Origin of the sequence: Bacillus sp. PAMC26543, assembly GCF_014250375.1 — a bacterium.
In the GTDB taxonomy this organism is placed as follows: domain Bacteria; phylum Bacillota; class Bacilli; order Bacillales; family Bacillaceae; genus Bacillus; species Bacillus halotolerans.
The window spans coordinates 2,822,798-2,848,549 of the sequence record NZ_CP060193.1 but is presented as its reverse complement, the minus strand read 5'-3'; the positions used below and the strand labels follow the sequence as shown (position 1 = coordinate 2,848,549).

Annotated in this window: 26 protein-coding genes; 19 read left to right on the top strand and 7 right to left on the bottom strand. The window is 45.0% G+C overall.

Annotated features, from left to right (window positions below; translation table 11 throughout):
• Window positions 1-178: 178 nt before the first annotated feature.
• Window positions 179-997: a uroporphyrinogen-III synthase gene (locus tag H7F27_RS14320; protein WP_095713520.1), complete on the top strand. Its 819-nt coding sequence runs from the start codon at window positions 179-181 to the stop codon at window positions 995-997.
• 76 nt (window positions 998-1,073) lie between these two features.
• Here H7F27_RS14320 and H7F27_RS14315 read toward each other — a convergent pair whose 3' ends face one another.
• The 3 genes from H7F27_RS14315 to H7F27_RS14305 all read right to left on the bottom strand — a co-directional run bounded on the left by H7F27_RS14315 (window position 1,074) and on the right by H7F27_RS14305 (window position 3,671).
• On the bottom strand, window positions 1,074-1,826 hold the full coding sequence (locus H7F27_RS14315) for an ABC transporter permease (protein WP_185848063.1): 753 nt from the start codon (window positions 1,824-1,826) through the stop codon (window positions 1,074-1,076).
• Window positions 1,826-2,578, bottom strand: a complete 753-nt coding sequence (locus tag H7F27_RS14310) for an ABC transporter ATP-binding protein (RefSeq protein ID WP_024121030.1) — start codon at window positions 2,576-2,578, stop codon at window positions 1,826-1,828. Before H7F27_RS14310 ends, H7F27_RS14315 begins: the two co-directional genes overlap by 1 nt.
• Before the next feature lie 121 nt (window positions 2,579-2,699).
• On the bottom strand, window positions 2,700-3,671 hold the full coding sequence (locus H7F27_RS14305; RefSeq protein ID WP_095713517.1) for a DMT family transporter: 972 nt from the start codon (window positions 3,669-3,671) through the stop codon (window positions 2,700-2,702).
• Window positions 3,672-3,800: 129 nt separating this feature from the next.
• Between H7F27_RS14305 and H7F27_RS14300 the strand changes: the two genes are divergently transcribed.
• From H7F27_RS14300 to H7F27_RS14240, 13 genes are all read left to right on the top strand, one after another.
• The gene (locus H7F27_RS14300; protein ID WP_373271218.1) at window positions 3,801-4,313 is read left to right on the top strand and encodes a cupin domain-containing protein; all 513 of its coding nucleotides are present in this window, start codon (window positions 3,801-3,803) and stop codon (window positions 4,311-4,313) included.
• 374 nt (window positions 4,314-4,687) lie between these two features.
• Window positions 4,688-5,104, top strand: a complete 417-nt coding sequence (locus H7F27_RS14295; RefSeq protein WP_010333866.1) for a helical membrane plugin domain-containing protein — start codon at window positions 4,688-4,690, stop codon at window positions 5,102-5,104.
• A gap of 39 nt (window positions 5,105-5,143) precedes the next feature.
• Window positions 5,144-6,322, top strand: a complete 1,179-nt coding sequence (locus tag H7F27_RS14290; RefSeq protein ID WP_024121033.1) for an NAD(P)/FAD-dependent oxidoreductase — start codon at window positions 5,144-5,146, stop codon at window positions 6,320-6,322.
• 200 nt (window positions 6,323-6,522) lie between these two features.
• Window positions 6,523-7,944: a glucuronate isomerase gene (gene uxaC, locus H7F27_RS14285; protein ID WP_185848062.1), complete on the top strand. Its 1,422-nt coding sequence runs from the start codon at window positions 6,523-6,525 to the stop codon at window positions 7,942-7,944.
• 78 nt (window positions 7,945-8,022) lie between these two features.
• Window positions 8,023-9,402, top strand: a complete 1,380-nt coding sequence (locus H7F27_RS14280; RefSeq protein ID WP_095713516.1) for an MFS transporter — start codon at window positions 8,023-8,025, stop codon at window positions 9,400-9,402.
• 105 nt (window positions 9,403-9,507) lie between these two features.
• On the top strand, window positions 9,508-10,521 hold the full coding sequence (gene allD / locus H7F27_RS14275; protein ID WP_185848945.1) for an ureidoglycolate dehydrogenase: 1,014 nt from the start codon (window positions 9,508-9,510) through the stop codon (window positions 10,519-10,521).
• A 4-nt stretch (window positions 10,522-10,525) separates the two neighbouring features.
• A complete protein-coding gene (locus tag H7F27_RS14270) occupies window positions 10,526-11,545 on the top strand; it encodes a zinc-binding alcohol dehydrogenase family protein (RefSeq protein ID WP_185848061.1) in 1,020 nt (339 codons plus the stop codon).
• A 23-nt stretch (window positions 11,546-11,568) separates the two neighbouring features.
• A complete protein-coding gene (uxuA, locus tag H7F27_RS14265) occupies window positions 11,569-12,648 on the top strand; it encodes a mannonate dehydratase (RefSeq protein ID WP_185848060.1) in 1,080 nt (359 codons plus the stop codon).
• Entirely contained in the window at window positions 12,645-13,481 is an 837-nt protein-coding gene (locus H7F27_RS14260) for an SDR family oxidoreductase (RefSeq protein ID WP_095713512.1), read from the top strand. The genes uxuA and H7F27_RS14260 overlap by 4 nt, the downstream gene beginning before the upstream one ends.
• 45 nt (window positions 13,482-13,526) lie before the next feature.
• Window positions 13,527-14,795: an MFS transporter gene (locus H7F27_RS14255; RefSeq protein ID WP_185848059.1), complete on the top strand. Its 1,269-nt coding sequence runs from the start codon at window positions 13,527-13,529 to the stop codon at window positions 14,793-14,795.
• A gap of 87 nt (window positions 14,796-14,882) precedes the next feature.
• Window positions 14,883-15,884: a LacI family DNA-binding transcriptional regulator gene (locus H7F27_RS14250; RefSeq protein WP_024121041.1), complete on the top strand. Its 1,002-nt coding sequence runs from the start codon at window positions 14,883-14,885 to the stop codon at window positions 15,882-15,884.
• A 78-nt stretch (window positions 15,885-15,962) separates the two neighbouring features.
• On the top strand, window positions 15,963-17,402 hold the full coding sequence (locus H7F27_RS14245; RefSeq protein ID WP_185848058.1) for a tagaturonate reductase: 1,440 nt from the start codon (window positions 15,963-15,965) through the stop codon (window positions 17,400-17,402).
• Entirely contained in the window at window positions 17,399-18,892 is a 1,494-nt protein-coding gene (locus H7F27_RS14240) for a UxaA family hydrolase (RefSeq protein ID WP_185848057.1), read from the top strand. Before H7F27_RS14245 ends, H7F27_RS14240 begins: the two co-directional genes overlap by 4 nt.
• Window positions 18,893-18,930: 38 nt before the next feature.
• Here the strand turns inward: H7F27_RS14240 and H7F27_RS14235 are convergent, their stop codons facing one another.
• Window positions 18,931-19,695, bottom strand: coding sequence for a sulfite exporter TauE/SafE family protein (locus H7F27_RS14235; RefSeq protein ID WP_044156273.1), 765 nt, complete (start codon window positions 19,693-19,695; stop codon window positions 18,931-18,933).
• A 337-nt stretch (window positions 19,696-20,032) separates the two neighbouring features.
• Window positions 20,033-20,497 carry a DinB family protein gene (locus H7F27_RS14230; RefSeq protein ID WP_101860768.1) on the bottom strand — a complete coding sequence of 155 codons (465 nt, stop codon included), beginning with the start codon at window positions 20,495-20,497 and terminating at the stop codon, window positions 20,033-20,035.
• Window positions 20,498-20,700: 203 nt separating this feature from the next.
• Here H7F27_RS14230 and rapA point away from each other — a divergent pair, with 203 nt between their 5' ends.
• Both rapA and phrA read left to right on the top strand, forming a co-directional pair.
• Complete coding sequence (gene rapA, locus H7F27_RS14225) at window positions 20,701-21,837, top strand: response regulator aspartate phosphatase RapA (protein ID WP_081638280.1); 1,137 nt, start codon at window positions 20,701-20,703, stop codon at window positions 21,835-21,837.
• Entirely contained in the window at window positions 21,827-21,961 is a 135-nt protein-coding gene (phrA, locus tag H7F27_RS14220) for a phosphatase RapA inhibitor PhrA (RefSeq protein ID WP_024121047.1), read from the top strand. The genes rapA and phrA overlap by 11 nt, the downstream gene beginning before the upstream one ends.
• A gap of 41 nt (window positions 21,962-22,002) precedes the next feature.
• Here the strand turns inward: phrA and H7F27_RS14215 are convergent, their stop codons facing one another.
• Window positions 22,003-22,257 (bottom strand): YciI family protein, encoded by a 255-nt coding sequence (locus H7F27_RS14215; protein WP_024121048.1) that lies wholly within the window; start codon window positions 22,255-22,257, stop codon window positions 22,003-22,005.
• A 109-nt stretch (window positions 22,258-22,366) separates the two neighbouring features.
• On the opposite strand from H7F27_RS14215, the gene H7F27_RS14210 reads away from it, so the two are divergent.
• A complete protein-coding gene (locus tag H7F27_RS14210; RefSeq protein WP_185848056.1) occupies window positions 22,367-23,314 on the top strand; it encodes an N-acetylmuramoyl-L-alanine amidase in 948 nt (315 codons plus the stop codon).
• Window positions 23,315-23,562: 248 nt separating this feature from the next.
• On the opposite strand, the gene H7F27_RS14205 is transcribed toward H7F27_RS14210, so the two are convergent.
• The gene (locus tag H7F27_RS14205; protein ID WP_024121050.1) at window positions 23,563-23,790 is read right to left on the bottom strand and encodes a hypothetical protein; all 228 of its coding nucleotides are present in this window, start codon (window positions 23,788-23,790) and stop codon (window positions 23,563-23,565) included.
• Window positions 23,791-24,199: 409 nt separating this feature from the next.
• Here H7F27_RS14205 and H7F27_RS14200 point away from each other — a divergent pair, with 409 nt between their 5' ends.
• A complete protein-coding gene (locus tag H7F27_RS14200) occupies window positions 24,200-24,823 on the top strand; it encodes a poly-gamma-glutamate hydrolase family protein (RefSeq protein WP_024121051.1) in 624 nt (207 codons plus the stop codon).
• A 54-nt stretch (window positions 24,824-24,877) separates the two neighbouring features.
• Window positions 24,878-25,720, top strand: coding sequence for a manganese catalase (locus H7F27_RS14195; protein ID WP_185848055.1), 843 nt, complete (start codon window positions 24,878-24,880; stop codon window positions 25,718-25,720).
• Window positions 25,721-25,752: the final 32 nt, after the last annotated feature.

Sequence of the window (25,752 nt, the reverse complement as noted above, 5' to 3'; positions counted from 1 at the left end):
GGTCGATCCTCCGTTAAAGCGTGTCTGTTGTTTATATTACAGCATGCATCCGGTGTATTCAACGGGTAATGAGAGGCATTTGGTTCATCTTGATTTCTCCCTTGGTTTGCGACACAATAGCTTTATTAAAGGTTATATACATATAAAGCCTAAGCTGGCAAAGAGGAGAGGAACGGATATGGGTAAAGGTTTACATGGAAAACGCGTTGCGATCGGCGGTTCTCGGAAAACGGAAGAAATCAGCACAATCATTGAAAAACAGGGCGGAATTCCTGTCGTCCGGCCTCTCCAAGGAACAGTGTACTTGGCAGAGGAGCAGGTGGAGCCGGAGCTGCGCAAATTTGCGGAAGAAAAAGCCGACTGGGTGATCTTTACGACAGGCATCGGTACGGAGACGCTTGTGAAGATGGCAGAGAAAATCGGAGTAAAGGACGAGTTTCTGCTGGCGATTCGCCAGGCTAAAGCGGCGTGCCGAGGGTACAAAACATTGTCTGCGTTAAAAAAGCTTGGAATCACCGCAGAGGCTTCTGATGAAGATGGGACAACCAGCGGATTGATCCGGTCCTTGGAGCCTTACGACTTTTCAGGAAAAAAAGTAATGGTGCAGCTTCACGGAGAAAATGCACCTGCCCTCATAGCATTTTTGGAGGAAAAAGGAGCTTCAGTTTTGCCGATTCTCCCTTATCAGCATATCCCGCCAGAGGAGGAAACGGTAGAACAGTTATGCCGGGAACTGCTGAATGGTGAATTGGATGCTGTTTGTTTTACCACGGCGATTCAGGTTCGTTCTCTGTTTCAATTTGCCAAGGAGCGCGGCTTTATCAATGAAGTGAAGGCTGTATTCGAAGAGCGTGCCATCGCAGCGGCTGTCGGAAAAGTGACTGCTGAAGCGCTGCGGGAAGAAGGCATCACAAGGCTGCTTGCTCCGGAGATTGAGCGGATGGGCGCGATGATTATTGAACTTTCACGGTATTATGAAGAAATGGCTGGGGAATAACCAGCACAAAAGCCGCTTTTTCTGTTGAGAAGCGGCTTTTGTGTAATCTGCAAATCCCGAAATCGCTGTCATAATGTTAACCATTTTGCTTCAGCTGCTGATGCGCGGTAAATAATGACGGGTATGTCAGCATGCTGAGTAGGACACAAGTCAGCGCGGCGGACGCCATCGTTGTAAAAACAATCAAAAGCTGAAAGCGTACCGCCTGAATCGGATCGGCGCCCGCTAAGATCTGGCCGGTCATCATGCCGGGAAGCTGGACGAGCCCTAATGTTTTCTGGCTTTCGAGCGTTGGGATCATACTCATTTTCATGGCGGAAGTCAGGATATGCTGTATGGATTGTTTTGGTGTGCCGCCAAGCGACAAAATCAATTGAATTTCTTCCTTGCGCACCCCGACCTCGGAGCTGAGCCGGTTTAAAAACAGGCTCGCGAGCACCATTGAATTTCCGATGACCATTCCACTGATCGGGATGACATACCGTGCGGTAAGCGGGATGATGTGAAGCGCCAGAAGAATGCCTTGGGTGACGGTTTCTACAATCGCTAACGCTACAAACACCCTCCAAAAAGAACCGATTTTCATTTTCTTTCGTTTGACGACGTTTTGCGCCGCCACCGCCAGCATTAACAGCACCATCAGCAGGATAAACACAGGGTGATCCCCATGAAATATCAGCGACAGCACATAACCGATCACAAGCAGCTGTACCGCCGCCCGGATCGTTGCAATCATCATATCTTTTTCAACGCCGGCTTTAAAGGATTTTGATAAAAACAAGGCAATCAGCACAAAGATCATGGTGAATGAGAGAGAAAGGTAATCCATTACCGTGTGCCTCCCTTCAAAAATTCACGGGCTGCTTCATGCTGAGGATGCGAGAAAAATGTGTCTGTCTCCGCGATTTCCAACAGCCGGCCATCAGCCATAAACCAAATGGTATCGGCTACTCGTTTCGCCTGTTCCATGTTATGGGTCACCCACATCACCGTCAGTTTTTTCTCTTGATGCTGCCTTTTGATCAGCTCTTCAATCTCCAGAGCAGAAACAGGGTCCAGGGCAGATGTAATTTCGTCCAATAATAGGATGGAGGAAGGGTTTGCGAGTGTTCTGGCAAGTGAAAGCCTTTGCCGCTGTCCGCCTGATAAATCCTTGGCGCTTCTGTCTAACAGCTCTGGAGACAGGCCTGTCAGTGAAGCGAGCTCTTCAGGAGAGTAAAGCTGGGTTTGGTGGAGCTTTTGTACCAGATTCAGATTGTCACGCACCGTTCCGTCAAGGACGGGGGCGGATTGAAAGGCAAGGGAGGCCGTCCGCCTCAGTTCATTCACATTCCAGTCTCTGACTTCCTTTCCGTAAATCTTCACTTCACCGTGATCCGGTGTTTTCATCAAATTACACATTGACAGCAGTGTGCTTTTTCCTGAACCGGAAGGGCCCAAAAGTGCCACGATTGCACCCTGTTGAATGTCTCCGGTGACATCCTTTAATACATCATAGGTTTGTCCCTCTTGTTCATAGCTTTTTCGCACAGATGTGAATGAGATTGCTGGTATATCGTCTTTTTGATTGTTTGCTTCCATTAAAATATCACCTTTCAGTTAAGTGGGCTTAGACTATACATAAATATAACGTGAAACAGGTCTCTTTTGGAAGGCGTTAAAAAGAAAGGAGAACGGGCTTTCGCCCATTCTCCAGAAGCTGCTAAGCAGTCAGATTTGACTGAGTTTTCTCTTTAGGTTTTTGTTGGGAAGCGAAGGTATGTAACACCATTCCGGCAATAATGATCATTAATCCGGCAAACGATAAAATGGAAGGGAAAACACCTGACAGCAGGATTATTTCACCAAGCAAAGCGAATATCACTTCCCCGGATTGTGTTGCTTCAACAGCAGCAAGCTTTTGCGGATTATCTCTTACCATATCCGTTGCCCAGAAAAATAAAACGGTCGCAATGATGCCTGAGCTGACGGCAACGATAAAGGATTGAACGGTTTGTCCCGCGGTCGGGAGGCCATCTGACCACCAGCCGTAAGCTGCCAATACAAGCCAGAATGGAAGGCTTGCAAGGGTCATTCCCAGCACACGCTGGAACGTATCAAGCCTGCCTCCGTATTGCTCAAGCATTCTCCGGTTTCCCAGCGGATAGGCGAAAGCCGCAATGACAACCGGCAGCACGCTGAAGAGCAGCATTTTTCCGGAAAGCGATTCTGCATGCTGGAGCTGAATCAGCGCTGCCCCAATCAGAATGACGACGGAAGTGCCCAGCGAAACAAGGGGAATCTTTTGCCGAACGAGCAAAGTGCCTCCAGGCGTGTCTTTTTTCTCATGGAAAAATGGAGACAGCAGCACACCGGCTACAATGGTAATTTGCCATGTTCCGGCTATGAGCCAGCCCGGCCCGAATGCGGCGGCAAACGTGATCGGCGCATAAAAAAGAACAAAGCCGACAAAGCTCCACTTTATCCAAAAAAACGGCTTTTTCCGCATCTCTTGTAAAAGAGGAACGAACTTCCCTTTCATTATGACAATCAGACATAAAAACGGAACCATAAAAATAAAGCGTAACGAGGCGCTCCAAAGCCAGCTGCCTCCGGATAATTCCATCGCCCTGTTTAAAATAAAGGTAACGGCGAAAAAGAGAGAAGCCAATATTCCGATTATGATCGCTTTCATCAAATCCCTCATTCTGGCATTATTTTTTTATACTATACTACCCGGGATGATACAGATCAACGGAATTGTGAGAAAATAATGATGTTTTACGGATCAATATATGTGGAAGACAGAAATAGGGAGGTGAAAATGATGGAAACAGAAACGTACTTTTTTCAGGATGACGGCAGGGTTCCAAATCACCCTGATTTTCCGCTCGTTATCTATAAAAATGTTTTTATGGGACGTGCTGAACAGGCAGAGCGGATCGTCAATCGGCATGGCTGGCTAAACAGCTGGTCGGGCAGTGTTTTTCCGTACCATCATTATCACAGCAACACGCATGAAGTCCTAATCGCAGTCCGAGGGGAGGCTGTTATTCAATTTGGGGGAGAAAAAGGAGCTGCTGTTCCTATCAAAACGGGCGACGCAGCGGTCATCCCAGCCGGTGTCGGCCATAAAAAGCTAAGCGCGAGCCCCGATTTTACCGTGATCGGCGCTTATCCAGACGGTTCTCGGTATGATATGAAGACGGGAAAGCCGGATGAAAGAGCGGCTGCGCTAGAGAATATAGAGCAAGCAGTACTTCCGGCATTGGATCCAGTTACAGGAAAAAGAGAACCTCTATTAGACATATGGGTAACGCGTAGGGGAGAAAATTGATGGATTGTCAATAACTAGTGCTGAAGAAATGTTATGACACGGGCACCATATAAATTAATTTCATAATCGAAGCAATTCACGTTCAAATTTTGTTCAAAAAGTGTTATCATATAGAAGGTAATCAAATTGGAGTTTTTTATGTTTGCTATTTTCAGAGAGAGTAAAGGATTTTGACTTATTCAATGGTTTATTTTTGAGATAAAAATAATACTGAATATGGCAAGATGAAAAACTGGGTAGTAAACATTTATTTTTGCGAATGATTGTGCACGAATTCACAATCCTTCTTCTCATGCTTTCAAACATGAGATCAGGGAGAGGCACTACCCTTTCCAAAAAATCAGCATACTGCTTATAGTAAAGGAGAATTGGATATGCCAGAAACAATCGATCAAACAAATGCGTCTGTCAGCCAAAGCCAGCAAGATCTTATTGATCAGCTGTTAAAGCCAGAAGTTCAAGAATCACTGACTGTTTTAGTTGACCAGCTTCCAAAGCTGACTGAGTTAGTGAATATTTTAACGAAGTCTTACGATTTCGCTCAGTCTGTTGCGACTGACGAAGTATTGAAAAGCGATACAGTCGGTGCAATCACTGAAATTCTTGAGCCTGTAAAAGAAACAGCAAAAGAAGTGGCTGCGACTGCAATCGAAGCGAAAGACCGCGCGGATGCTAGCAACGAAACGATTGGACTTTTCGGCCTGTTGCGCATGCTGAAAGATCCTCAAGCTCAAAAGCTGTTCCGTTTTGCTAACAGCTACCTTGAAATCATGAACGAAAAACAAAAATAATCTCAGATTCAAATTGATATAAAGGACGGAGGATATACGATGTCAAAACATATTGTCATTTTAGGCGCTGGTTATGGCGGTGTTCTTTCTGCTTTAACAGTTCGCAAACATTACACAAAAGAACAAGCACGCGTGACAGTGGTAAACAAATACCCAACTCACCAAATCATTACGGAATTACACCGTCTTGCAGCAGGCAACGTGTCTGAAAAAGCGGTTGCAATGCCGTTAGAAAAACTTTTCAAAGGCAAAGACATTGATCTTAAAATCGCGGAAGTCAGCTCTTTCTCTGTTGATAAAAAAGAGGTTGCGCTTGCTGACGGTTCTGCATTAACTTACGATGCGCTAGTAGTAGGCCTTGGTTCTGTCACTGCTTACTTCGGCATCCCAGGACTTGAAGAAAACAGCATGGTTCTTAAATCTGCTGCTGATGCTAACAAAGTTTTCAACCACGTTGAAGACCGTGTGCGTGAGTACTCTAAAACGAAAAACGAAGCGGATGCAACAATCCTTATCGGCGGAGGCGGCTTAACAGGCGTTGAGCTTGTCGGTGAGCTTGCTGACATCATGCCGAACCTTGCGAAAAAATACGGCGTAGACCACAAAGAAATCAAATTGAAATTGGTTGAAGCAGGTCCGAAAATCCTTCCTGTTCTTCCGGATGATCTTATCGAACGCGCGACTAAAAGCCTTGAAAAACGCGGCGTTGAGTTCTTAACAGGCCTTCCTGTTACAAATGTAGAAGGAAACGTGATTGATCTAAAAGACGGATCAAAAGTTGTTGCCAACACATTTGTTTGGACTGGCGGCGTACAAGGAAATCCTTTAGTCGGCGAATCAGGTCTTGAAGTGAACCGCGGCCGTGCGACAGTTAACGATTTCCTTCAATCTACATCTCATGAAGATGTATTTGTTGCCGGTGACAGCGCAGTTTACTTTGCGGCAGACGGCCGTCCATACCCGCCAACTGCACAAATCGCATGGCAAATGGGTGAGCTGATCGGTTACAACCTATTCGCTTACTTAGAAGGAAAAACACTTGAAACATTCCAGCCAGTAAACTCTGGTACACTTGCAAGCCTTGGACGCAAAGATGCGGTAGCCATCATTGGTGCTAATTCTACACCGCTTAAAGGTCTTCCTGCTTCCTTGATGAAAGAAGCAAGTAACGTACGCTACTTAACACACATTAAAGGACTATTCAGCCTGGCTTACTAATCCTTTCTTGTAAAATCGGACATTGCCAAAAAGAGGTCTTTTCAGGCAGCTTTACGGCAATGTCTTTTTTGCGCTTATTTGCTAACGTTAACATTTAAATTTTAAAAAGAGATTGATCCCAGAGGAATATAAAGGTAAAATAAAAACAAATCAAAATGTTAACGTTAACATTTTGAAATAGAATGAAAGACGGTGAGGACATGGAACCCTTTATGGGAGAAAACTTTTTGCTGAAAAATGAAACCGCTGTCAACCTCTATCACCATTATGCGAAAGACATGCCGATTATTGATTATCACTGCCATTTGAGTCCGAAAGAAATCTATGAAAATAAGAGATTTCAAAACATGACAGAAGCCTGGCTGTATGGAGACCATTACAAATGGCGCATCATGAGAGCCAATGGAATTGAAGAAACATACATTACAGGCGATGCAGCTGATGAGGAGAAGTTCATGGCATGGGCGAGAACAGTACCGATGGCGATTGGCAATCCGCTCTACAATTGGACCCATTTAGAGCTGCAGAGATTTTTTGGGATTTACGAGATATTAAATGAGCAATCGGCGCCAAATATTTGGAAACGGACGAATGAACTGCTGCAAGGAGAAGGCTTCGGGGCAAGGGATTTCATTGTGAAATCAAATGTAAAAGTAGTATGCACAACCGATGACCCTGTCGATTTCCTCGAGTACCACCTATTATTAAAAGAGGACAAAGATTTTCCTGTCAGTGTGCTGCCGGGATTTCGGCCGGATAAAGGGCTGGAAATCAATCGCGAAGGCTTCCCGGATTGGGTGCAGGCGCTTGAAAAGGCTGCGTCACTTTCGATTACAACCTATGATGAGTTTTTGAAGGCTCTTGAAGAACGAGTGCGTTTCTTCCATTCAGTCGGAGGCAGAGTATCTGATCATGCGATTGATTCAATGGTGTTTGCCGAAACGGACAAAGAGGAAGCGGGCCTCATTTTTACCTCAAGATTAAACGGGGAACAGGTTTCTTACGAAGACGAGAAGAAATTCAAGACATATACGCTTCAATTTCTTTGCGGATTGTATGCTGAGCTTGACTGGGCGATGCAGTTTCATATCAATGCACTCAGAAATACGAATACGAAAATGATGAAGAAATTGGGGCCGGATACAGGCTATGATTCTATGAATGACGAAGAAATTGCGAAGCCTTTGTACAGGCTGCTGAATTCAGTCGAAATGAAAAACCAGCTGCCGAAAACGATTTTATATTCGCTCAACCCAAATGATAACTATGTCATTGCCAGCATGATAAATAGCTTTCAAGACGGCATCACGCCTGGGAAAATACAATTTGGCACAGCATGGTGGTTTAACGATTCCAAGGGTGGGATGCTCGATCAAATGAAAGCGTTGTCAAACGTCGGGCTTTTCAGCCGTTTTATCGGCATGCTGACTGATTCCAGAAGCTTTTTGTCGTATACACGCCATGAATACTTCAGACGCATTGTCTGCAATCTGATCGGCGAATGGGCTGAAAACGGTGAAGTGCCGAAAGATATGGAGCTTCTTGGCGGTATCGTACAAGGCATTTGCTATCACAATGCGAAACAATATTTTCAATTTCAAGAAGAAAAGGCAAACGTATAAAATAAGTTCCGCTCAGAATAGCCAGCGTCATACTGAGCGGACATCTCATCGAAAATTCTTAAGACACAGAGGTGGAAGATGCGAGCAGAACTGGAAAATAAGGTTGTGTCGATTGAAACGGAGAAGAGGCTTTCGCTGAAGGAGAAAATTTCCTATGGTTTTGGTGATTTTGGGAACGGTTTTATGTTTGATTTAGGCCAAATCTATTTATTAAAGTATTTTACTGATGTGGCGGGAATTCCGGCCGCAATGGCGGGAAGTATTTTTTTAGTCAGCAAGCTTTTTGCGGCTGTAACAGACCCCATTGTCGGCTCATCAATTGATTATCGCAAAAACATCGGCAGGCGGGGGAAATTCAGGCCTTATTTATTAATCGGAAGCATTGTTCTTGCGGTGCTTACTGTTCTTATTTTTCTGTCCCCGAATGTATCAACGACAGGCAAGCTGATTTATGCGTATGCATCCTATATACTGTGGGGCGTGGGCTATTCATTTGTAAACATTCCGTACGGTTCATTGGGAGCGGCGATGACTCAAAATACTGAAGACCGGACTTCTATCTCTACTTTTCGCCAAATCGGTTCACTCGGGGCTTTGTTTATCACGAGCGTGGCCGTCATGCCGCTGCTCGTCAAGTTTGATAACCCGAAGGTAGGCTATCCGGTGGTCATGGGATTGTTTGCTGTTCTCGGTGTGCTTTGGTTTTATATTTGCTATCGCAACTGCAAGGAACGTATTGTTATTGCGGAAGCGCCAAAAGAGAAATTAACATTTTCATCTGTCGTCAAAACGTTTATAACGAACAAACCGCTGTTAACCCTTGTCCTGATGACCATTTTTTCGATTTCCGCTTACAACATTAAATCCGCAATGCTCGTATACTTCGCACAATATAACCTAGGCAATGTCGAACTGATGGCTTATATGAACTTTATCATTATTGGATCTTCCTTTTTGGGCGTCGTGTTTCTGCCGAAGCTCGTCAAGATGTTTGGAAAGAAACAAACCGCAATGATCGGTTTCGGCATCAGCGTTGCCGCGGATCTGATCAACTTTATGCTTCCTTCAAATGTATATGTGTTTACCATCCTTGCAAGCATCGCGTTTATTGGGATCAGTATTCCCAATGGCATTACGTGGGCGCTTGTCTCAGATATCATTGACTACGGCGAGTGGAAATCCGGTGAGCGGAAAGAAGCAACGACATATTCCCTCTTTAACTTCTCGCGAAAGCTTGCTCAGTCATTGTCTGGTTTTCTCTCCGGGATCGGATTGGGGCTTGTCGGATATATGCCGAACGTAGCCCAGACGGCACAGGCGCTGCTCGGCATTAAAGCGCTTCTTCTTCTGTATCCCGCCATTGCTTTGGCATTAGCTATGGTCATTATCGGTTTTCTTTATAAACTGACAGATCAGCAGCATGCACAGATTGTCGAAGAGCTTCAGCATAGAAACTGATCAAACAATCATATAAAGAATATTTTGAATAGTTCGCAAGTAATAATAATTTGTAAGGGTTTTCGCTAAGTGATGAAACTGAAAGAAAGGAGGCTCTTTATTGAATTGAATACGGTAACGATTTCCGCTGAAGAAGCGAAGGAACTGGTTCAGCAAAAGCTGATCGGCGCCAATTTGAATGAACGAGATGCCGAAAAAGTAGCAGACGTGCTCATACACGCCGATTTACGCAATGTGAATTCTCATGGTGTTTTGCGAACAGAACATTATGTGAACAGGCTGAGGGCTGGAGGCATCAATCCAAAAGCGTGTCCCATTTTTAAAGAAACGGGGCCGGTGACAGGAGTGCTGGACGGTGATGACGGGTTCGGCCATGTGATTGCCGATAAGGCGATGGCTCATGCCATTGAAATGGCAAAGAAAAATGGTGTTGGCATGGTCACCGCGACAAACAGCAGCCATTGCGGAGCGTTAAGTTATTTTGTGCAAAAAGCGGCTGAGGAAAAACTGATCGGAATCGTTATGTCTCATACTGACAGTATTGTAGTCCCGTTTGGCGGGAGGTCTCCTTTTTTAGGCACGAATCCAATTGCTTACGGTGTGCCGGCAAAGCATAAAAAACCGTTTATCCTAGATATGGCGACGTCAAAAGTGGCATTTGGAAAGATTCTGCAGGCGCGTGAAGAGGGCAGAGAAATACCAGAAGGATGGGGAGTCGATGAAAACGGAGAGACGGTAACAGACCCTCACAAGGTCGTCTCACTTTCAACGTTCGGGGGTCCTAAAGGCTACGGGCTATCTGTTGTGGTGGATGTGTTTTCAGGTTTGCTGGCTGGGGCGGCTTTTGGTCCGCATATCGCTAAAATGTATGGCGATCTTGATCAAAATAGGAAGCTTGGACATTATGTTTGCGCGATCCATCCGTCCTATTTTACCGGACAAGATACGTTTTTAGAGCAGATGGACGCCATGCTTGATGAACTGCAGCAATCACCTTCAGCTAGAGGAGTCGAGCGAGTGTATGTGCCTGGCGAATTGGAGCAGCTGCATGAGGAAAGAAACAGGAAACACGGAATTTCAATTGCTCGGAGCGTGTATGAATTTTTAAAAAGCAGGTGAGAAAATGAAAGCGGTTCAAGTGCGAAAAGCGTATGATTTGGTGACAGCAGACATGGAAAAGCCTGTTCTTTCAAAGGCTGATGAGGTGCTCGTCAAAGTAAAACGAGTCGGAATTTGCGGTTCTGACATGCATATTTATCATGGCACGAATCCGCTTGCGACCCTTCCGAGAGTAATCGGACACGAGGTAACGGGAGAAGTGGAGGAGGTTGGTGCGAATGTTAAAGGCCTGAAAGCCGGAGACCATGTTGTGATTGAACCGATTTCTTATTGCGGAAACTGTTATGCCTGCCGTAAAGGCCGGCCAAATGTTTGTGCGAAGCTTTCTGTGTTTGGCGTTCATGAAGACGGCGGGATGCGGGAATATGTTGTGCTTCCTGAAAAGCAGCTTCACGCGGTTTCAAAAGAGCTGCCTTGGGAGGAGGCAGTTATGGCCGAGCCTTATACAATAGGTGCCCAGGCTGTTTGGCGGGGACAGGTGGAAAAGGGTGATCGCGTTCTGATTCAGGGGGCGGGGCCTATCGGCATCTGTGTGTTAAAAATGGCAAAGCTAGCGGGTGCTTCCGTCATGATAACCGACTTAAATAATGAGCGGCTGACACTTGCTACAGAAAACGGTGCCGACGCTGTTGTGAATGTTCAAACAGAACATGCGGCTGAGCGGGTTCGGGAATGGACGGGCAATGAAGGAGCCAATGTAGTCATTGATGCTGTCTGTCTCCCTGCGACTTTTGAGCTTTCCGTTGATGTTGTTTCTCCGGCAGGGCGTGTGGTGGTGCTTGGATTTGATGAGAGAGCGTCACAAATTTCTCAGCTCCCCATTACAAAAAAAGAAGTCACGATTACCGGCTCAAGACTCCAGACAAATCAGTTTCCGAAAGTTGTAAAGCTGCTGAATGAAGGCCGGTTAGCGCATAACGGGCTCGTCACCCATACGTTTTCAGTTGAAGATGTCCATCACGCGTTTCAATTTATCAAGGAGCATCCCGATCAGGTGCGGAAGGCAGTGATCACATTTGATTAAAAGGCTCAATCCGGAGGTGTAGGATGAATATTACATTTCGATGGTATGGACGAGGCAACGATACAGTCACACTTGAACACGTGAAACAAATTCCCGGGGTGAAAGGCATTGTCTGGGCTCTCCATCACAAACCTGCCGGGGAAGTGTGGGAAATAGAGGAAATCAAAGCCGAGACGGAATATATACAATCCCATGGTTTTCATGCAGAGGTTGTCGAAAGCGTGAACGTTCATGAAGCGATTAAACTGGGCAGCGAAGAACGCGGCCGGTACATTGAAAATTATAAGCAGACCATCCGCAATCTGTCTGCTTTTGGCGTGAAAGTGATTTGCTACAATTTTATGCCGATTTTCGACTGGACACGCACCGACATGTTCCGTCCGCTGGAAGACGGCTCAACCGCTCTGTTTTTTGAAAAAGCCAAAGTGGAGAGCCTGGAGCCTCAAGAGCTGATCCGGACGGTGGAAGAAGCGTCTGACCTGACACTCCCAGGGTGGGAGCCTGAAAAAATGGCTCGGATCAAAGAACTGTTTAAGGCCTACAGGACGGTCGATGAAGAACAGCTGTGGAACAATTTATCATTTTTTTTGAAGGAAATTCTGCCGGTTGCTGAAGCGCATGGCATTCAAATGGCCATTCATCCGGATGACCCGCCTTGGCCGATTTTCGGATTGCCGCGTATTATCACAGGAGAGGCAAGCTATGAGAAGCTGCGGGCCATATCAGACTCACCTTCTAACTGCATCACCTTATGTACCGGTTCCATGGGGGCCAATCCCGCCAATGACATGGTGGAAATTGCTAAAACATATGCCGGGCTTGCTCCATTTTCACACATCCGCAATGTGAAGATTTTTGAAAATGGGGATTTTATTGAAACGTCTCATCTGACAAAGGACGGTTCGATTAATATTCAAGGGGTCATGGCAGAACTGCACAAGCAGGATTACAGCGGATATGTCAGGCCGGATCACGGTCGCCATATTTTTGGAGAGCAATGCCGTCCGGGCTACGGCTTATACGATCGCGCTTTAGGCATCATGTATTTGAACGGACTGTGGGACGCGTACGAATCAATGGCGAAAAAAGAGGTGGAATTATGATTCCTCTTCATCATCGACTGGCAGGTAAAGTTGCTGTTATCACAGGGGGCAGCGGTGTGCTCTGCTCGGCAATGGCCCGGGAGCTTGCCCGCCATGGCATGAAGGTGGCGATACTGAACCGGTCAGCTGAAACAGGACAAGAGGTTGTGAGGGAAATTACGAAAGCTGGCGGCACGGCATGTTCCGTTTCTGCTGATGTGCTGGACAGGACGTCGCTAGAGAAGGCGAAGACTGATATCCTTGACCGATTTGGCGCTGTTCATCTCTTAATCAATGGAGCAGGAGGAAATCATCCCGCTGCGATTACTGATGTGGAGACATATGAAGCAGAAGGAGAAGGGCAATCATTCTTTGACATGGATGAAAACGGATTTTCAACTGTTTTTTCAACCAACTTCACTGGGGCATTTCTGGCTACCCAAGTATTTGGAAAGGAACTGCTGAAGGCAGACTCACCAGCCATTGTGAATATCTCATCAATGAGCGCTTATTCACCTATGACGAAGGTTCCGGCGTACAGTGCGGCCAAAGCATCAATCAATAATTTTACAATGTGGCTGGCTGTGCATTTTGCGGAAACCGGACTGAGGGTTAACGCAATCGCACCAGGCTTTTTTCTGACAAAACAAAATCACGATCTGCTGATCAATAAGGATGGAAGCTTTACAGACCGCTCTAAAAAAATTATTGCGGGAACACCGATGAAGCGATTTGGAAAACCGGAGGACTTGCTCGGCACGCTTCTTTGGCTGGCGGATGATTCCTATTCAGGCTTTGTCACCGGCATCACCGTTCCTGTCGATGGAGGTTTTATGGCTTATTCAGGAGTGTGACGAAAGCAGATACAGATACTGAACCAACATAGGGGTGAGGTTGAGATGTTTTCAAAAGATAAGCTTCCAGTCATTCTTTTTTTGTTCCTGGCTGGTGTGATTAACTATCTGGACCGTTCGGCATTGTCCATTGCAGCTCCATTCATTCAGGATGATCTCACACTGTCCGCTACACAAATGGGCTTGATTTTCAGCAGTTTTTCGATTGGATATGCCGTTTTCAATTTTCTTGGCGGTGTGGCATCCGACCGCTATGGAGCAAAATTGACCTTATTTGTGGCCATGGTCGTTTGGTCGCTGTTCAGCGGAGCAGTTGCATTGGCTTTTGGCTTTGTCAGCCTGCTGATCATACGAATTTTGTTTGGAATGGGGGAAGGGCCGCTTTCGGCGACCATCAATAAAATGGTCAATAACTGGTTTCCGCCGACTCAGCGGGCGTCTGTTGTCGGAGTTACAAATAGCGGAACGCCCCTTGGCGGAGCCATTTCCGGACCAATTGTCGGCATGATCGCCGTTGCATTCAGCTGGAAGGTTTCCTTCGTTCTCATCATGATCATCGGATTGATTTGGGCTTTTCTCTGGTTAAAATTCGTAAAAGAAAAGCCGGCTGAGCCAATGGGCAATGCACCTGCGATGAAAGTTGAAGCCGCTCCTGAGGAGAAAATTCCGCTGACCTTTTATCTGAAACAAAAAACAGTCTTGTTCACGGCGTTTGCTTTTTTCGCTTACAACTACATCCTCTTCTTCTTTTTGACGTGGTTTCCGAGCTATCTTGTCGAGGAGCGGGGATTAAGTGTTGGGTCAATGAGTGTCATCACAGTCATTCCGTGGATTTTAGGATTTATCGGCCTGGCAGCCGGGGGATTTGTTTCGGACTATGTATACAAAAAAACAGTCCGGAAAGGCGTGCTGTTTTCGCGTAAAGTCGTGCTCGTCACGTGTTTGTTTTCTTCCGCGGTATTGATTGGTTTAGCTGGGCTTGTCACCACAACTGTAAGCGCTGTTACGCTCGTGGCTCTGTCTGTCTTCTTTTTATATTTGACGGGCGCGATCTACTGGGCTGTTATTCAGGATGTAGTCGACCAAAAGAATGTCGGTTCTGTTGGCGGATTCATGCATTTTCTCGCCAACACCGCAGGCATCATCGGTCCCGCTTTAACCGGCTTTATTGTTGACCGGACGGGTACTTTTTCTGGCACATTTTTACTTGCCGGAGGGCTGGCCGTCTTCGCTTCACTGGCTGTCATCCGTTTTGTGCGGCCGATCATCGGCAGCGCAGCAGGAACGCATGCTGATGATACGGTTTCTTATTAATCTGGAAATATGGTGGGAGAGGCGGTGTGTTTGATGATACAATATGTAATAACGAATCGCAGCCGGTATGATAAGGAAGGGAAATAGATGGTAACCATTAAAGATATCGCAAAACTTGCAAACGTATCCCACACAACCGTTTCCAGAGCACTCAATAACAGCCCTTATATTAAAGAACACACAAAGAAAAAAATATTGGAGCTTGCCTCACAGCTCAACTATACACCGAATGTGAATGCAAAAAGCCTTGCAATGCAAAAATCCCATACGATCGGGCTTTTCTTTACAAGCATCACAAACGGAACCTCACACAGTTTTTTCGCTGATACCATAAAAGGCGTAAACCAGGCAATCAGCGAGGAGTACAATCTGTATGTGCGCGGCATTGATGATCTGAAAAGCTATGACTCTGTAACACCAATGAGATATGACGGCATTATTTTAATGAGTCAAAGCGATATTGATAATTCTTTTATTTATCATATTCGGGAAAAAAAGATCCCGCTCGTCGTGCTGAACCGGGATGTCGATGACAGGGGCATTACCAACATATTGTCCAATGACAAGGAAGGTTCTCAGGAAGCTGTAGAATACTTGATTAAAAACGGACATCAAGACATCGCCATCATTGAGGGAATCGAAGGATTTAAATCCTCTCAGCAGCGAAAGGAAGGCTACTTAGCAGCGCTGATTCGCCATCATATACCGATCAAACATGAATACAGTGTAAAAGGGCAATACGATATGGAGAGCGGCTTTCAGGCGATGGAACGCCTGCTGGCGCTTCCGAACACTCCAACCGCTGTCTTTTGTTCGAATGATGACATGGCGATCGGAGCAATGAATGCCATATTTGCCAAGGGGATGCGCGTGCCTGATGATATATCTGTCATCGGATTTGATGATATTGGTTTTTCGCAATATATCACGCCAAGGCTTTCTACAGTGAAACGTCCTGTTGAAAAAATCAGCGTGCTCGGTGCAAAAAAATTATTGAAGCTGATCAGCACACCTGATACGAAGGCAGAAAAAATCTTTGAAAACACAGAGTTTATGGTGCGTGATTCAGTAAAAGATATCACGACATGATGCCCCGTTTTTCCAGCGGGCATTCTTTATACAGAAAAATGTTAACGTGTGCATAAATCCGAAAGGGAGGCAATGACGGTGCAAAAGCTGAATAAAAAATTGTACGAAAGCTATACACAGTATCCGGAAAGGATTCTCCAATTTGGAGAAGGAAATTTTCTGCGGGCGTTTGTCGATTGGCAAATTGAACAATTGAATCGGCATACTGATTTCAATGGAAGTGTGGCGGTTGTACAGCCGAGAGGTTCAGAGAAAATCAAAAGATTAAATGACCAGGATGGCTTGTATACTCTTTTTTTACAGGGAATGAAGGATGGAGAAGCGGTAAACGAAAAGATGATTATCAATTCAATCAGCCGCGGGATTGATCTGTTTTCCGACTATGACGAGTTCAAAAAGTTGGCTTCAAGCGAAGCACTGCGTTTTATCATTTCTAATACGACCGAAGCTGGTATTGTTTGTGAGAAAGAAGACCGCTTAGAGGATAGGCCGCAAAAAACATTTCCAGGGAAATTAACAGCTTTTCTGTACTTTCGCTACCAGGCTTTTGCTGGAGACGAGACAAAAGGGTGTGTCTTGATTCCGTGTGAGCTGATTGAGAATAACGGGCAAAAGCTGAAGGAAGCGATTCTGCATTATGCTGATCTATGGGAGCTGGAAGAGGGGTTTACGCAATGGATTCAGAACGCCAACACGTTTTGTAATAGTTTAGTAGACCGCATTGTTCCCGGTTTTCCTGTAGACAGCATTAATGAGATCACTGCGGAATTAGGCTATCAAGATGAACTGGTTGTTGTGGGAGAACAGTATTATTTATGGGTGATTGAAGGGCCGAATTGGATTGGAGAAGAATTGCCTTTTGCGGCAGCCGGTCTTCATACAAAGATTGTAAGCGATCTGACCCCATACCGGACGAAAAAAGTGAGAATTTTAAATGGCGCGCATACGGCAATGACGTCAGTGTCTTCTTTATACGGTTTGAAAACGGTGCGTGATTCAGTTGAACATCCGGCAGTGGGGCGCTTTGTTGAGGAGCTGATTCATGATGAAATACTTCCTGTTTTGAAAATGGAAGGGCTTGCTCAATATGCGGAGGATGTGCTGAATCGCTTTAAAAACCCGTACATCAAACATTATGTGGAAAGCATTGCACTGAATTCAGTGTCAAAGTTCAAAACGAGAAACCTGCCGACCCTTCAGGAATATGTTGAACAAAAGGGTCAGCTTCCTGCACGTTTAGTGTTTTCATTCAGCGCGCTTCTGTATGTTTATCGAAATAAGGAAATGCAGGATGACCCGGCTGTTCTTCAATTTTTCCAAGAGGTTTGGAATCAGGAGACCGGAGATATGCTCCGTATCGCTTCAGCCTTATTAGGAGAACAATGGCTGTGGGGAGCAAATCTGAATGAAATTCCGAAGCTGACTGAGAGAGTCGCTGATTACTTGAATGATATTCAAGAACTGGGAATGGAGCGGGCTCTTGAACAATGCTGTCTGCAAAGGGGGAAAGTGCTGTGAAATCATTTATAAAAATTCATAGACAGGATAATGTCTTGCTTGCTCTGCGTGATATTCAGAAGGGGGAGTTGCTGAACGCGGACGGCATATCGATTGAAGTAAAAGATGATATTAAAAGAGGCCATAAGATTGCATTGCAGCATATAAAGGAAAACGGCAGCATCATCAAATACGGGTTTCCGATCGGGCATGCGTTAAAAGATATTTTTATTGGGGAGCATATTCATGTTCATAATGCAAAAACAAATTTATCTGATATCCAAACGTACAGTTATACACCGAGATTTGAACAAAATCCATACACACATGAGGATCGGACATTTAAAGGATATAGAAGAGAAAACGGCAATGCCGGTGTTCGCAATGAATTGTGGATCGTGCCAACCGTCGGCTGTGTCAATGGAATTGCCGAAAAAATGCTTCAGCGGTTTGTCAGAGAAACGGGGGATATTGCCCCATTTGACAACGTATTAGTGCTAAAACATCAATACGGATGCTCACAGCTTGGCGATGATCACGAAAATACTAGGCAAATCCTGCTGAACGCCATTCGCCATCCAAATGCCGGCGGTGTCTTGGTGCTGGGGCTCGGCTGTGAAAATAACGAGCTGGCAGCAATGAAAAAAGCGCTTCAGGATGTCAACAAGGATCGGGTGAAGTTTCTTGAATCCCAGTCGGTGACAGACGAAATGGAGGCAGGTGTCGCATTGCTGAAGGACATCCATGAAGCGGCCAAAGGGGATAAACGGGAAGACATCCCGCTTTCTGAACTGAAAATAGGGTTGAAATGCGGGGGGTCTGACGGTTTTTCCGGCATCACAGCGAACCCATTGCTCGGACGATTTTCTGATTATATCATTGCGCAGGGAGGCAGCACGGTGCTGACGGAGGTGCCGGAGATGTTCGGTGCGGAAACGCTGCTGATGCAGCGGGCTGCCAATGAAGAGGTATTCCATAAGATTGTCGATTTAATCAATGATTTTAAACAATATTTTATACAGCATGATCAGCCGGTGTACGAAAACCCTTCGCCAGGAAACAAAGCAGGCGGCATTTCCACCCTTGAGGATAAATCGCTGGGCTGCACGCAAAAGGCGGGGATTTCTCCTGTCTCAGATGTATTAAAATACGGTGAAGTGCTTCAGACAAACGGACTGACGCTATTGAGCGCACCCGGCAATGATTTAATCGCCTCCTCCGCATTGGCTGCAGCCGGCTGCCACATTGTTTTGTTTACAACGGGGCGAGGCACGCCGTTCGGCACTTTTGTTCCAACGGTAAAGGTGGCGACGAATACACAGCTGTACGAGACGAAGCCGCACTGGATTGATTTTAACGCAGGTCTCTTAGCAGAGGATGATGTTCATGAGGAATTTGTGCTTCGTGAGTTTATCGATTATATCACGAAGGTTGCAAGCGGAGAGCTAGTGAATCACGAAAAAAATGACTTCAGAGAGCTTGCCATTTTTAAATCGGGTGTGACGCTATAAACCAAGAAAGGCTATCCTGTTCAGGATAGCCTTCTTGGTTAAATCAGCTTCAAACCGCTGATTAAGATAATGGATGCCATAATAAATTGCAGCGGACGGGGTGAAAATCTAGGTGAGAGATGACTGCCAACCAGCACCCCCGGAATGGAACCGATAAGCAAATTGGCCGCTAACAAATAATCAACGCTCCCGAAGCTTGCGTTTAAAATACCTGCCGCAGTAACGAGCAGAAAAGCATGCGCAATATCTGTTCCGACAATGTCGGATGTTTTCATTTTAAATAAGTACAGCATAGCAATCGCAAACAACGAGCCGGAACCGATCGACGTTAAGCCGACGATAAACCCAAACACGACACCGATAAGAATCGTAAGCATTCGCTTGTCTTCGAGCGGCATCAGCTGCCAGCGGTTCGGGCGAAGTTTTTTGTCCAGAAACAGGCGGACGATGATCGAAATGGCAACTAGGGTCAACACATAACCAAGAGCGTGTTTAATAATCTCTTCCTGATGCTGGTGGAAGGCGGGAAACAAATGAAGTATGCCAATGGCTATAGAAGCACTCGGAATACTGCCGATGGCTAAGTATTTTACCAATTTAAAATTGATTGTTTTCTGCCGCCAATGGGACGCAACACCAAACAGCTTGGTGATCGAGTTATAGACAAGGTCCGTACCGACTGCAATGGAAGGATTGATTCCAAGCACTATTAAAAGAGGAGTTAAAAGCGCAGCTCCGCCTACACCTGTCAATCCGACTAAGACACCGACTAACAAACCCATCAAAATGATGCTAACACTCATGATAAAGGCCTCCTGAAAACCCGACTATTTTTATCAGATTATATATGATTAGGTCGCTTTAATCAATTAAATTTTTTGAATATTTGTACGTGTGTTTCATTGATTTTTGTATGCTCAATATCTTTATTCATTTGCCCTATAATGAGTGTCAGGACGAGATGGGATTGAGTTTGACCGGTTAAAACAGGTAATTCCGGTCGGTATTTGGCTGAATGAGGTCAACCAGTCAGCTATATGCAAATATCGGCTGTCACTGGGAATCGCGGTGTGTTGGATACGGTAGTGAACTGAAGGCAATAAAAAAAGATACCTTTAGATCAGGTATCTTTTCTTTAGGTTACATACGCTGCTGATAAAACGGCAGCTCCGTATGGCCCATTTCTCTTACATAAACAAACAGGTTGCCTTTATGGTGAATTTCATGCTCCATCGCAAGCTGAAGCAATGCGCTGCCAGTGACTTTTCTTCCGAAAGTGGCTGTCAGGTCAATTTCTCTGTCAAGGTGTTCCTCAGTGAGCTGCTCAAGGATGGCAGCCGTTTTTTCTGTAAACGCTTTAGCCAAAACATTGAGATCTGTTTCCGTTTCTTCCTGCTGGTTTTGAAAAGGTGAGGCATTGCCTTCTTTAATGACATTTGCGAACAGATGGAAAGTCGTCAGGATGTGCTTGACAAGCTCTTCTGCTGACATTGATGTTTCCGTCGGTTTGTAGCTGTAATGATTTTTGCTGATTTTTTCTGTCAGCTCAATCGTCACATTGCGATGTGACAAAAAGTGACTCACAATTTGAGTGGATTGGCTCAATAGAATCTCCTCCATATGTAAAAATAAATGGTGCAATGAAATCCTATATCAATGGGCATAAATTAACAAGCAATATGCTGAGAAGTGATTGTATTTTTTTGCGGTTAGCCGAAATTCGACAATTGCGGTCTTTTTGCGTTCTTCTTTTTCTTGTAAATATGATAAAATATGACATATCTCGGGTATATAAAAGGGGGGATTAATTGAGGATGAAGCAGACTATTCCGTCCTCTTATGTCGGGCTTAAAATTAATGAATGGTATACCCATATCCGGCAGTTTCACGTAGCTGAAGCCGAACGGGTCAAGCTCGAAGTAGAAAGAGAAATCGAGGATATGGAAGAAGATCAAGATTTGCTGCTGTATTATTCTTTAATGGAATTTAGGCACCGTGTTATGCTGGATTACATTAAGCCTTTGGGAGAGGACACCTCGCAGCTGGAGTTTTCAGAATTATTAGAAGACATCGAGGGGAATCAGTACAAGCTGACAGGACTGCTCGAATACTACTTTAACTTTTTTCGCGGGATGTATGAATTTAAGCAGAAAATGTTTGTCAGTGCCATGATGTACTATAAGAGGGCAGAAAAGAACCTTGCCCTTGTGTCAGACGACATTGAAAAAGCTGAATTTGCTTTTAAAATGGCTGAGATCTTTTACAATTTAAAGCAGACTTATGTCTCTATGAGCTATGCCGTTCAGGCGTTAGAAACGTATCAGATGTATGAAACGTACACTGTCCGCAGAATCCAATGTGAATTCGTTATTGCAGGTAATTATGATGATATGCAGTATCCAGAAAGAGCATTGCCCCATTTAGAACTGGCTTTAGATCTTGCAAAGAAAGAAGGCAATCCCCGCCTGATCAGTTCGGCCCTTTACAATCTCGGGAACTGTTACGAGAAAATGGGTGAACTGCAAAAGGCAGCCGAATACTTTGAGAAATCTGTTTCTATTTGCAAGTCGGAAAAGTTCGATAATCTTCCGCATTCTATCTACTCATTAACACAAGTTCTGTATAAACAAAAAAATGATGCCGAAGCGCAAAAGCAATATCGTCAAGGATTGGAAATCGCCCGTCAGTATAGTGATGAATTATTCGTGGAGCTTTTTCAATTTTTACATGCGTTATACGGAAAAAACATTGACACAGAATCAGTCTCACACACCTTTCAATTTCTTGAAGAACATATGCTGTATCCTTACATTGAAGAGCTGGCGCATGATGCTGCCCAATACTATATAGAGAATGGACAGCCTGAAAAAGCACTTTCCTTTTATGAGAAAATGGTACACGCACAAAAACAAATCCAGAGAGGAGATTGTTTATATGAAATCTAAATGGATGACAGGTTTGTTGCTCGTTGCGGTCGGGTTCAGCTTTACTCAGGTGATGGTCCATGCAGGAGAAACAGCAGATACAGAGGGAAAAACATTTCATATTGCGGCACGCAATCAAACATGATGATGACAAAAAAAGACCCTCCGGTTGCGGAAGGGTCTTTTTTATTTCAGCTTCCATTCCTTAATGGTCAGCTCAGAGGACCCGCTGAACACCAATGGATCAGCTTGTCCGATTTCGCGCGCCTCTTCCAGTGAGCCCGCTTTGATGACGTATGCTCCGCCTGTGGCATCGCTGAAAGGCCCGAACATTTTTAAGCGTTTTTCTGCCTGCAGGCGGTCCAAAAATTCATAGTGTCCGGCTGCATGCTCCTGATTGAATTGATCTGTTCTCGTAGTCAGCATTAAGTACGTATTCAAGAATGTCTCCCCCTTTTGAACTTTAGCTTAGCACAATTATCCATATAGCGGTGCTTTTCGTCCTACGAATGCCACCTATTGATGAAAAAAGAAAAAGGAGAGATGATAGGTGAGCATTCAAGTGAAGAAAAATGTGGTTTCTGAGGCGAAGTACGCGCTGAAATGCCCGAATGCGATGTCCGCTGAATACATTACCATTCACAACACGGCAAACGACGCGTCCGCTGCCAACGAAATTAGCTACATGATTGGGAACACCAGCTCGACAAGCTTTCATTTCGCGGTTGATGATAAAGAGGTGATTCAGGGATTGCCGCTTAACCGTAACGCTTGGCATACTGGTGACGGCACAAACGGTACAGGAAACCGCAAGTCGATTGGCGTTGAAATTTGCTACAGCAAATCGGGAGGCCCAAAGTACGAGGCAGCCGAGGCATTGGCGATCTCTTTTGTGGCACAGCTTTTGAAGGAGCGGGGCTGGGGAATTGATCGAGTCAGAAAGCACCAAGACTGGAACGGAAAATACTGCCCGCACCGCATTTTATCAGAGGGGCGCTGGGAGCAAGTCAAGGCGGCAATTGAAGCGGAATTAAACGGCAGCGCCTCAGCGAAAAAGGTTTCTCCTTCTGCGCAAGTGTATCATGTGAAAAAAGGAGATACGCTGTCCGGCATTGCAGCATCACACGGTATCAGTGTGAAAACTCTGCAAAGCTTAAATCACATCACTGATCCAAATTACATTAAAGTCGGACAGGAGATCAAGCTTTCCGGGACTGCCTCTTCCTCTAAAAGCCATGCCGCATCCTCTTATCCGCTGCCATCGGGGGTAATCAAAGTAACGAGCCCGCTGACAAAAGGCACAAAAGTAAAGCAGGTTCAGACTGCGCTGGCAGCTCTTTATTTTTATCCTGATAAAGGGGCGAAGAATCATGGGGTGGACGGTGTATATGGGCCAAAAACAGCAAATGCTGTCAAACGCTTTCAATCTGTCAGCGGATTAACGGCAGACGGCATTTACGGGCCGAAAACGAAAGCTGAAATTGAACAAAAACTATAATGAAAAAAGGAAGCTTCACTTGGATGGAGCTTCCTTTTTTACCTTACATACAAACGGCAGCAAGAACCTTTTGACTGATTTGGCACAGCAGGAGAGTGCCGTGCCACAATAGGATGTTAAGAGTTATGAACAATTTGCTAGGCATAAAGTTAACAAGAAATCTAGAAAAGCAAAAAACCTTCGAGCAATAAAATAGAAAATAAAAAGACCCGGTGATCACCGGGGAAAAGAAATAGAACGTTAAAGGTTTAGTAATACTTTTTATATTCTACTTTGTAATCATAGTCATGCTTGTCATGATCATAACACTTTTTGCCGTGGTCATAATATTTTTTGTCATGGTCATAGTATTTTTTGTCGCAATCATAATCTTTCTCATGATCATCATAATACTTTTTATCGTGGTCGTAATACTTCTTGTAGTACTTCTTTTTGTAAGTGTAATACTCTTCTTTATATTTTTTATAATAACCCATACTAACGCCTCCTTTAATGTTTGATCAGTTTTATTATATGGATTAAAAAAGAGATGGTATGGTCAAATGTATTCGTTATCAAAAAAAGGCTGTTTTCAAAAACAAACTGATAAAAATGGATAGCGTGCCAGCTTACATAAGCCTTTTAAAAGAATGATTTATAACATTTATACTTAATCCACCTGTAGATCGACCGCATAAGGCCCCCATTTAAACGCCGCAGTTTTTCTTTCTAGTAAAATAAGTGCTTACTTTTCTATCGCCTCAGCTGTTGAAAGAGTTGACACATTCCAGCAAGATATCGATAAATCCCTTCATATATCTCCTGATATGGAAATACGATAAAAAGGTTTTCATTCATAGATGAGTAGAGTAAACTGGTGCTGACTGATAAAGGAGAGCGCTTAACATGAAAGATATGTATGACAGTTTTTTATCTCTTTCTGCGTCTGAATCGGAATACCGGATTATTTATGAAGAGAACAGCGGGAGCGAGCATATTGTCATCGGCCCTCACGGCGGAAGAATTGAGCCGGGCGTCAGCGAACTGGTGCGGGCATTTGCTGATCAAAGTTCCATTTATATCTTTGAAGGATTGAAGCAGCGCAACAACCGTTCGCTCCACCTGACAAGCACTCGTTTTGATGAACCGCTTGCCATAGAAAAAGTAAACGCCCACCGATTCGCGCTGGCATTTCACGGCTATCATGATCTGAAAAAGCCGCATACATTGGTCGGGGGCGCGGATCGGATAAAAGCAGAAGCCATTTGCGAGTTGCTGAATGAGGCAGGTTTCAGTGCGGAACTGGTCAGTGAAAAAGACCGGCTGGCAGGTGTTCATCCGCAAAATATCGTCAATCGGACGAAAAGGGAGATGGGGCTGCAGCTGGAATTGAGTACGGCGCAGCGGAGCGCGCTGTTTCACAATTTTGGCTGCCGTAAGGGACAATACATAGAAAACAATCTTTTTTCTCGATATGTGAATGCCGTTAAGCTTGGTTTTTATGGAAGAAGCAAGCAGGACCTGCAATAACTGCCTATTCCTTCATATGCTGTGATTGTTTGAATGCGCAGGGAGGAATAAACGATGTTTTATCATATTAAAGAGCTTCAGTATCAGGCAAAGCCTTCCCATCCGGATCCTGTTTATGCGAAAAAGCTCCAAGAGGTGCTGGGCGGCCAATTTGGTGAAATTAGTGTGATGATGCAATATTTGTTTCAGGGTTTTAACTGCAGGGCGGATGCCAAGTATAAAGATTTGCTATGTGATGTGGGGACGGAAGAGATCGGACATGTGGAAATGTTGGCTACGATGATTTCCAGGCTTCTGGATGATGCTCCCGCTGATGTACAGGAGAATGCTTACAAAAGCAACCCCGCTATTGCAGCAGTGATGTCAGGGATGAATCCTCAGCACGCTATTGTGTCCGGCTTGGGTGCGATGGCATCAGATAGTGAGGGTTATCCGTGGAATGCAAAATACATTATCTCAAGCGGAAATCTGCTGGCGGATTTCCGTGCAAACTTAAATGCGGAAGCTCAGGGGCGCCTTCAGGTGACACGGCTTTACGCCATGACTGATGATCCCGGGGTAAGAGATATGCTGTCATTTTTGATTGCGAGGGATACTTATCATCAAAATATGTGGTATGCAGCGATTAAAGAGCTGGAAGAAAGAGAACGGGATATTGTCGTTCCCACGACATTTCCGCGTGAGCGTGAGCTAGAAAAGCAGGAAGTATCCTATGACCTATTTAACTTTTCCAGAGGGGATGAAAGCTCACAGGGAAGGTGGGCTCATGGCGAATCATTTGACGGCCGGGGAGAATTCAGATATATACCGGCTCCGATTGCATTTGGTCCGGAACCTCATCTTAAACCGGCACCGAAGTGGTTGCATGATACGATGCCTCCCATGTCAAAATGCTAGTTTCTCTGCGGTCTGAGGACATATGTCCCCAG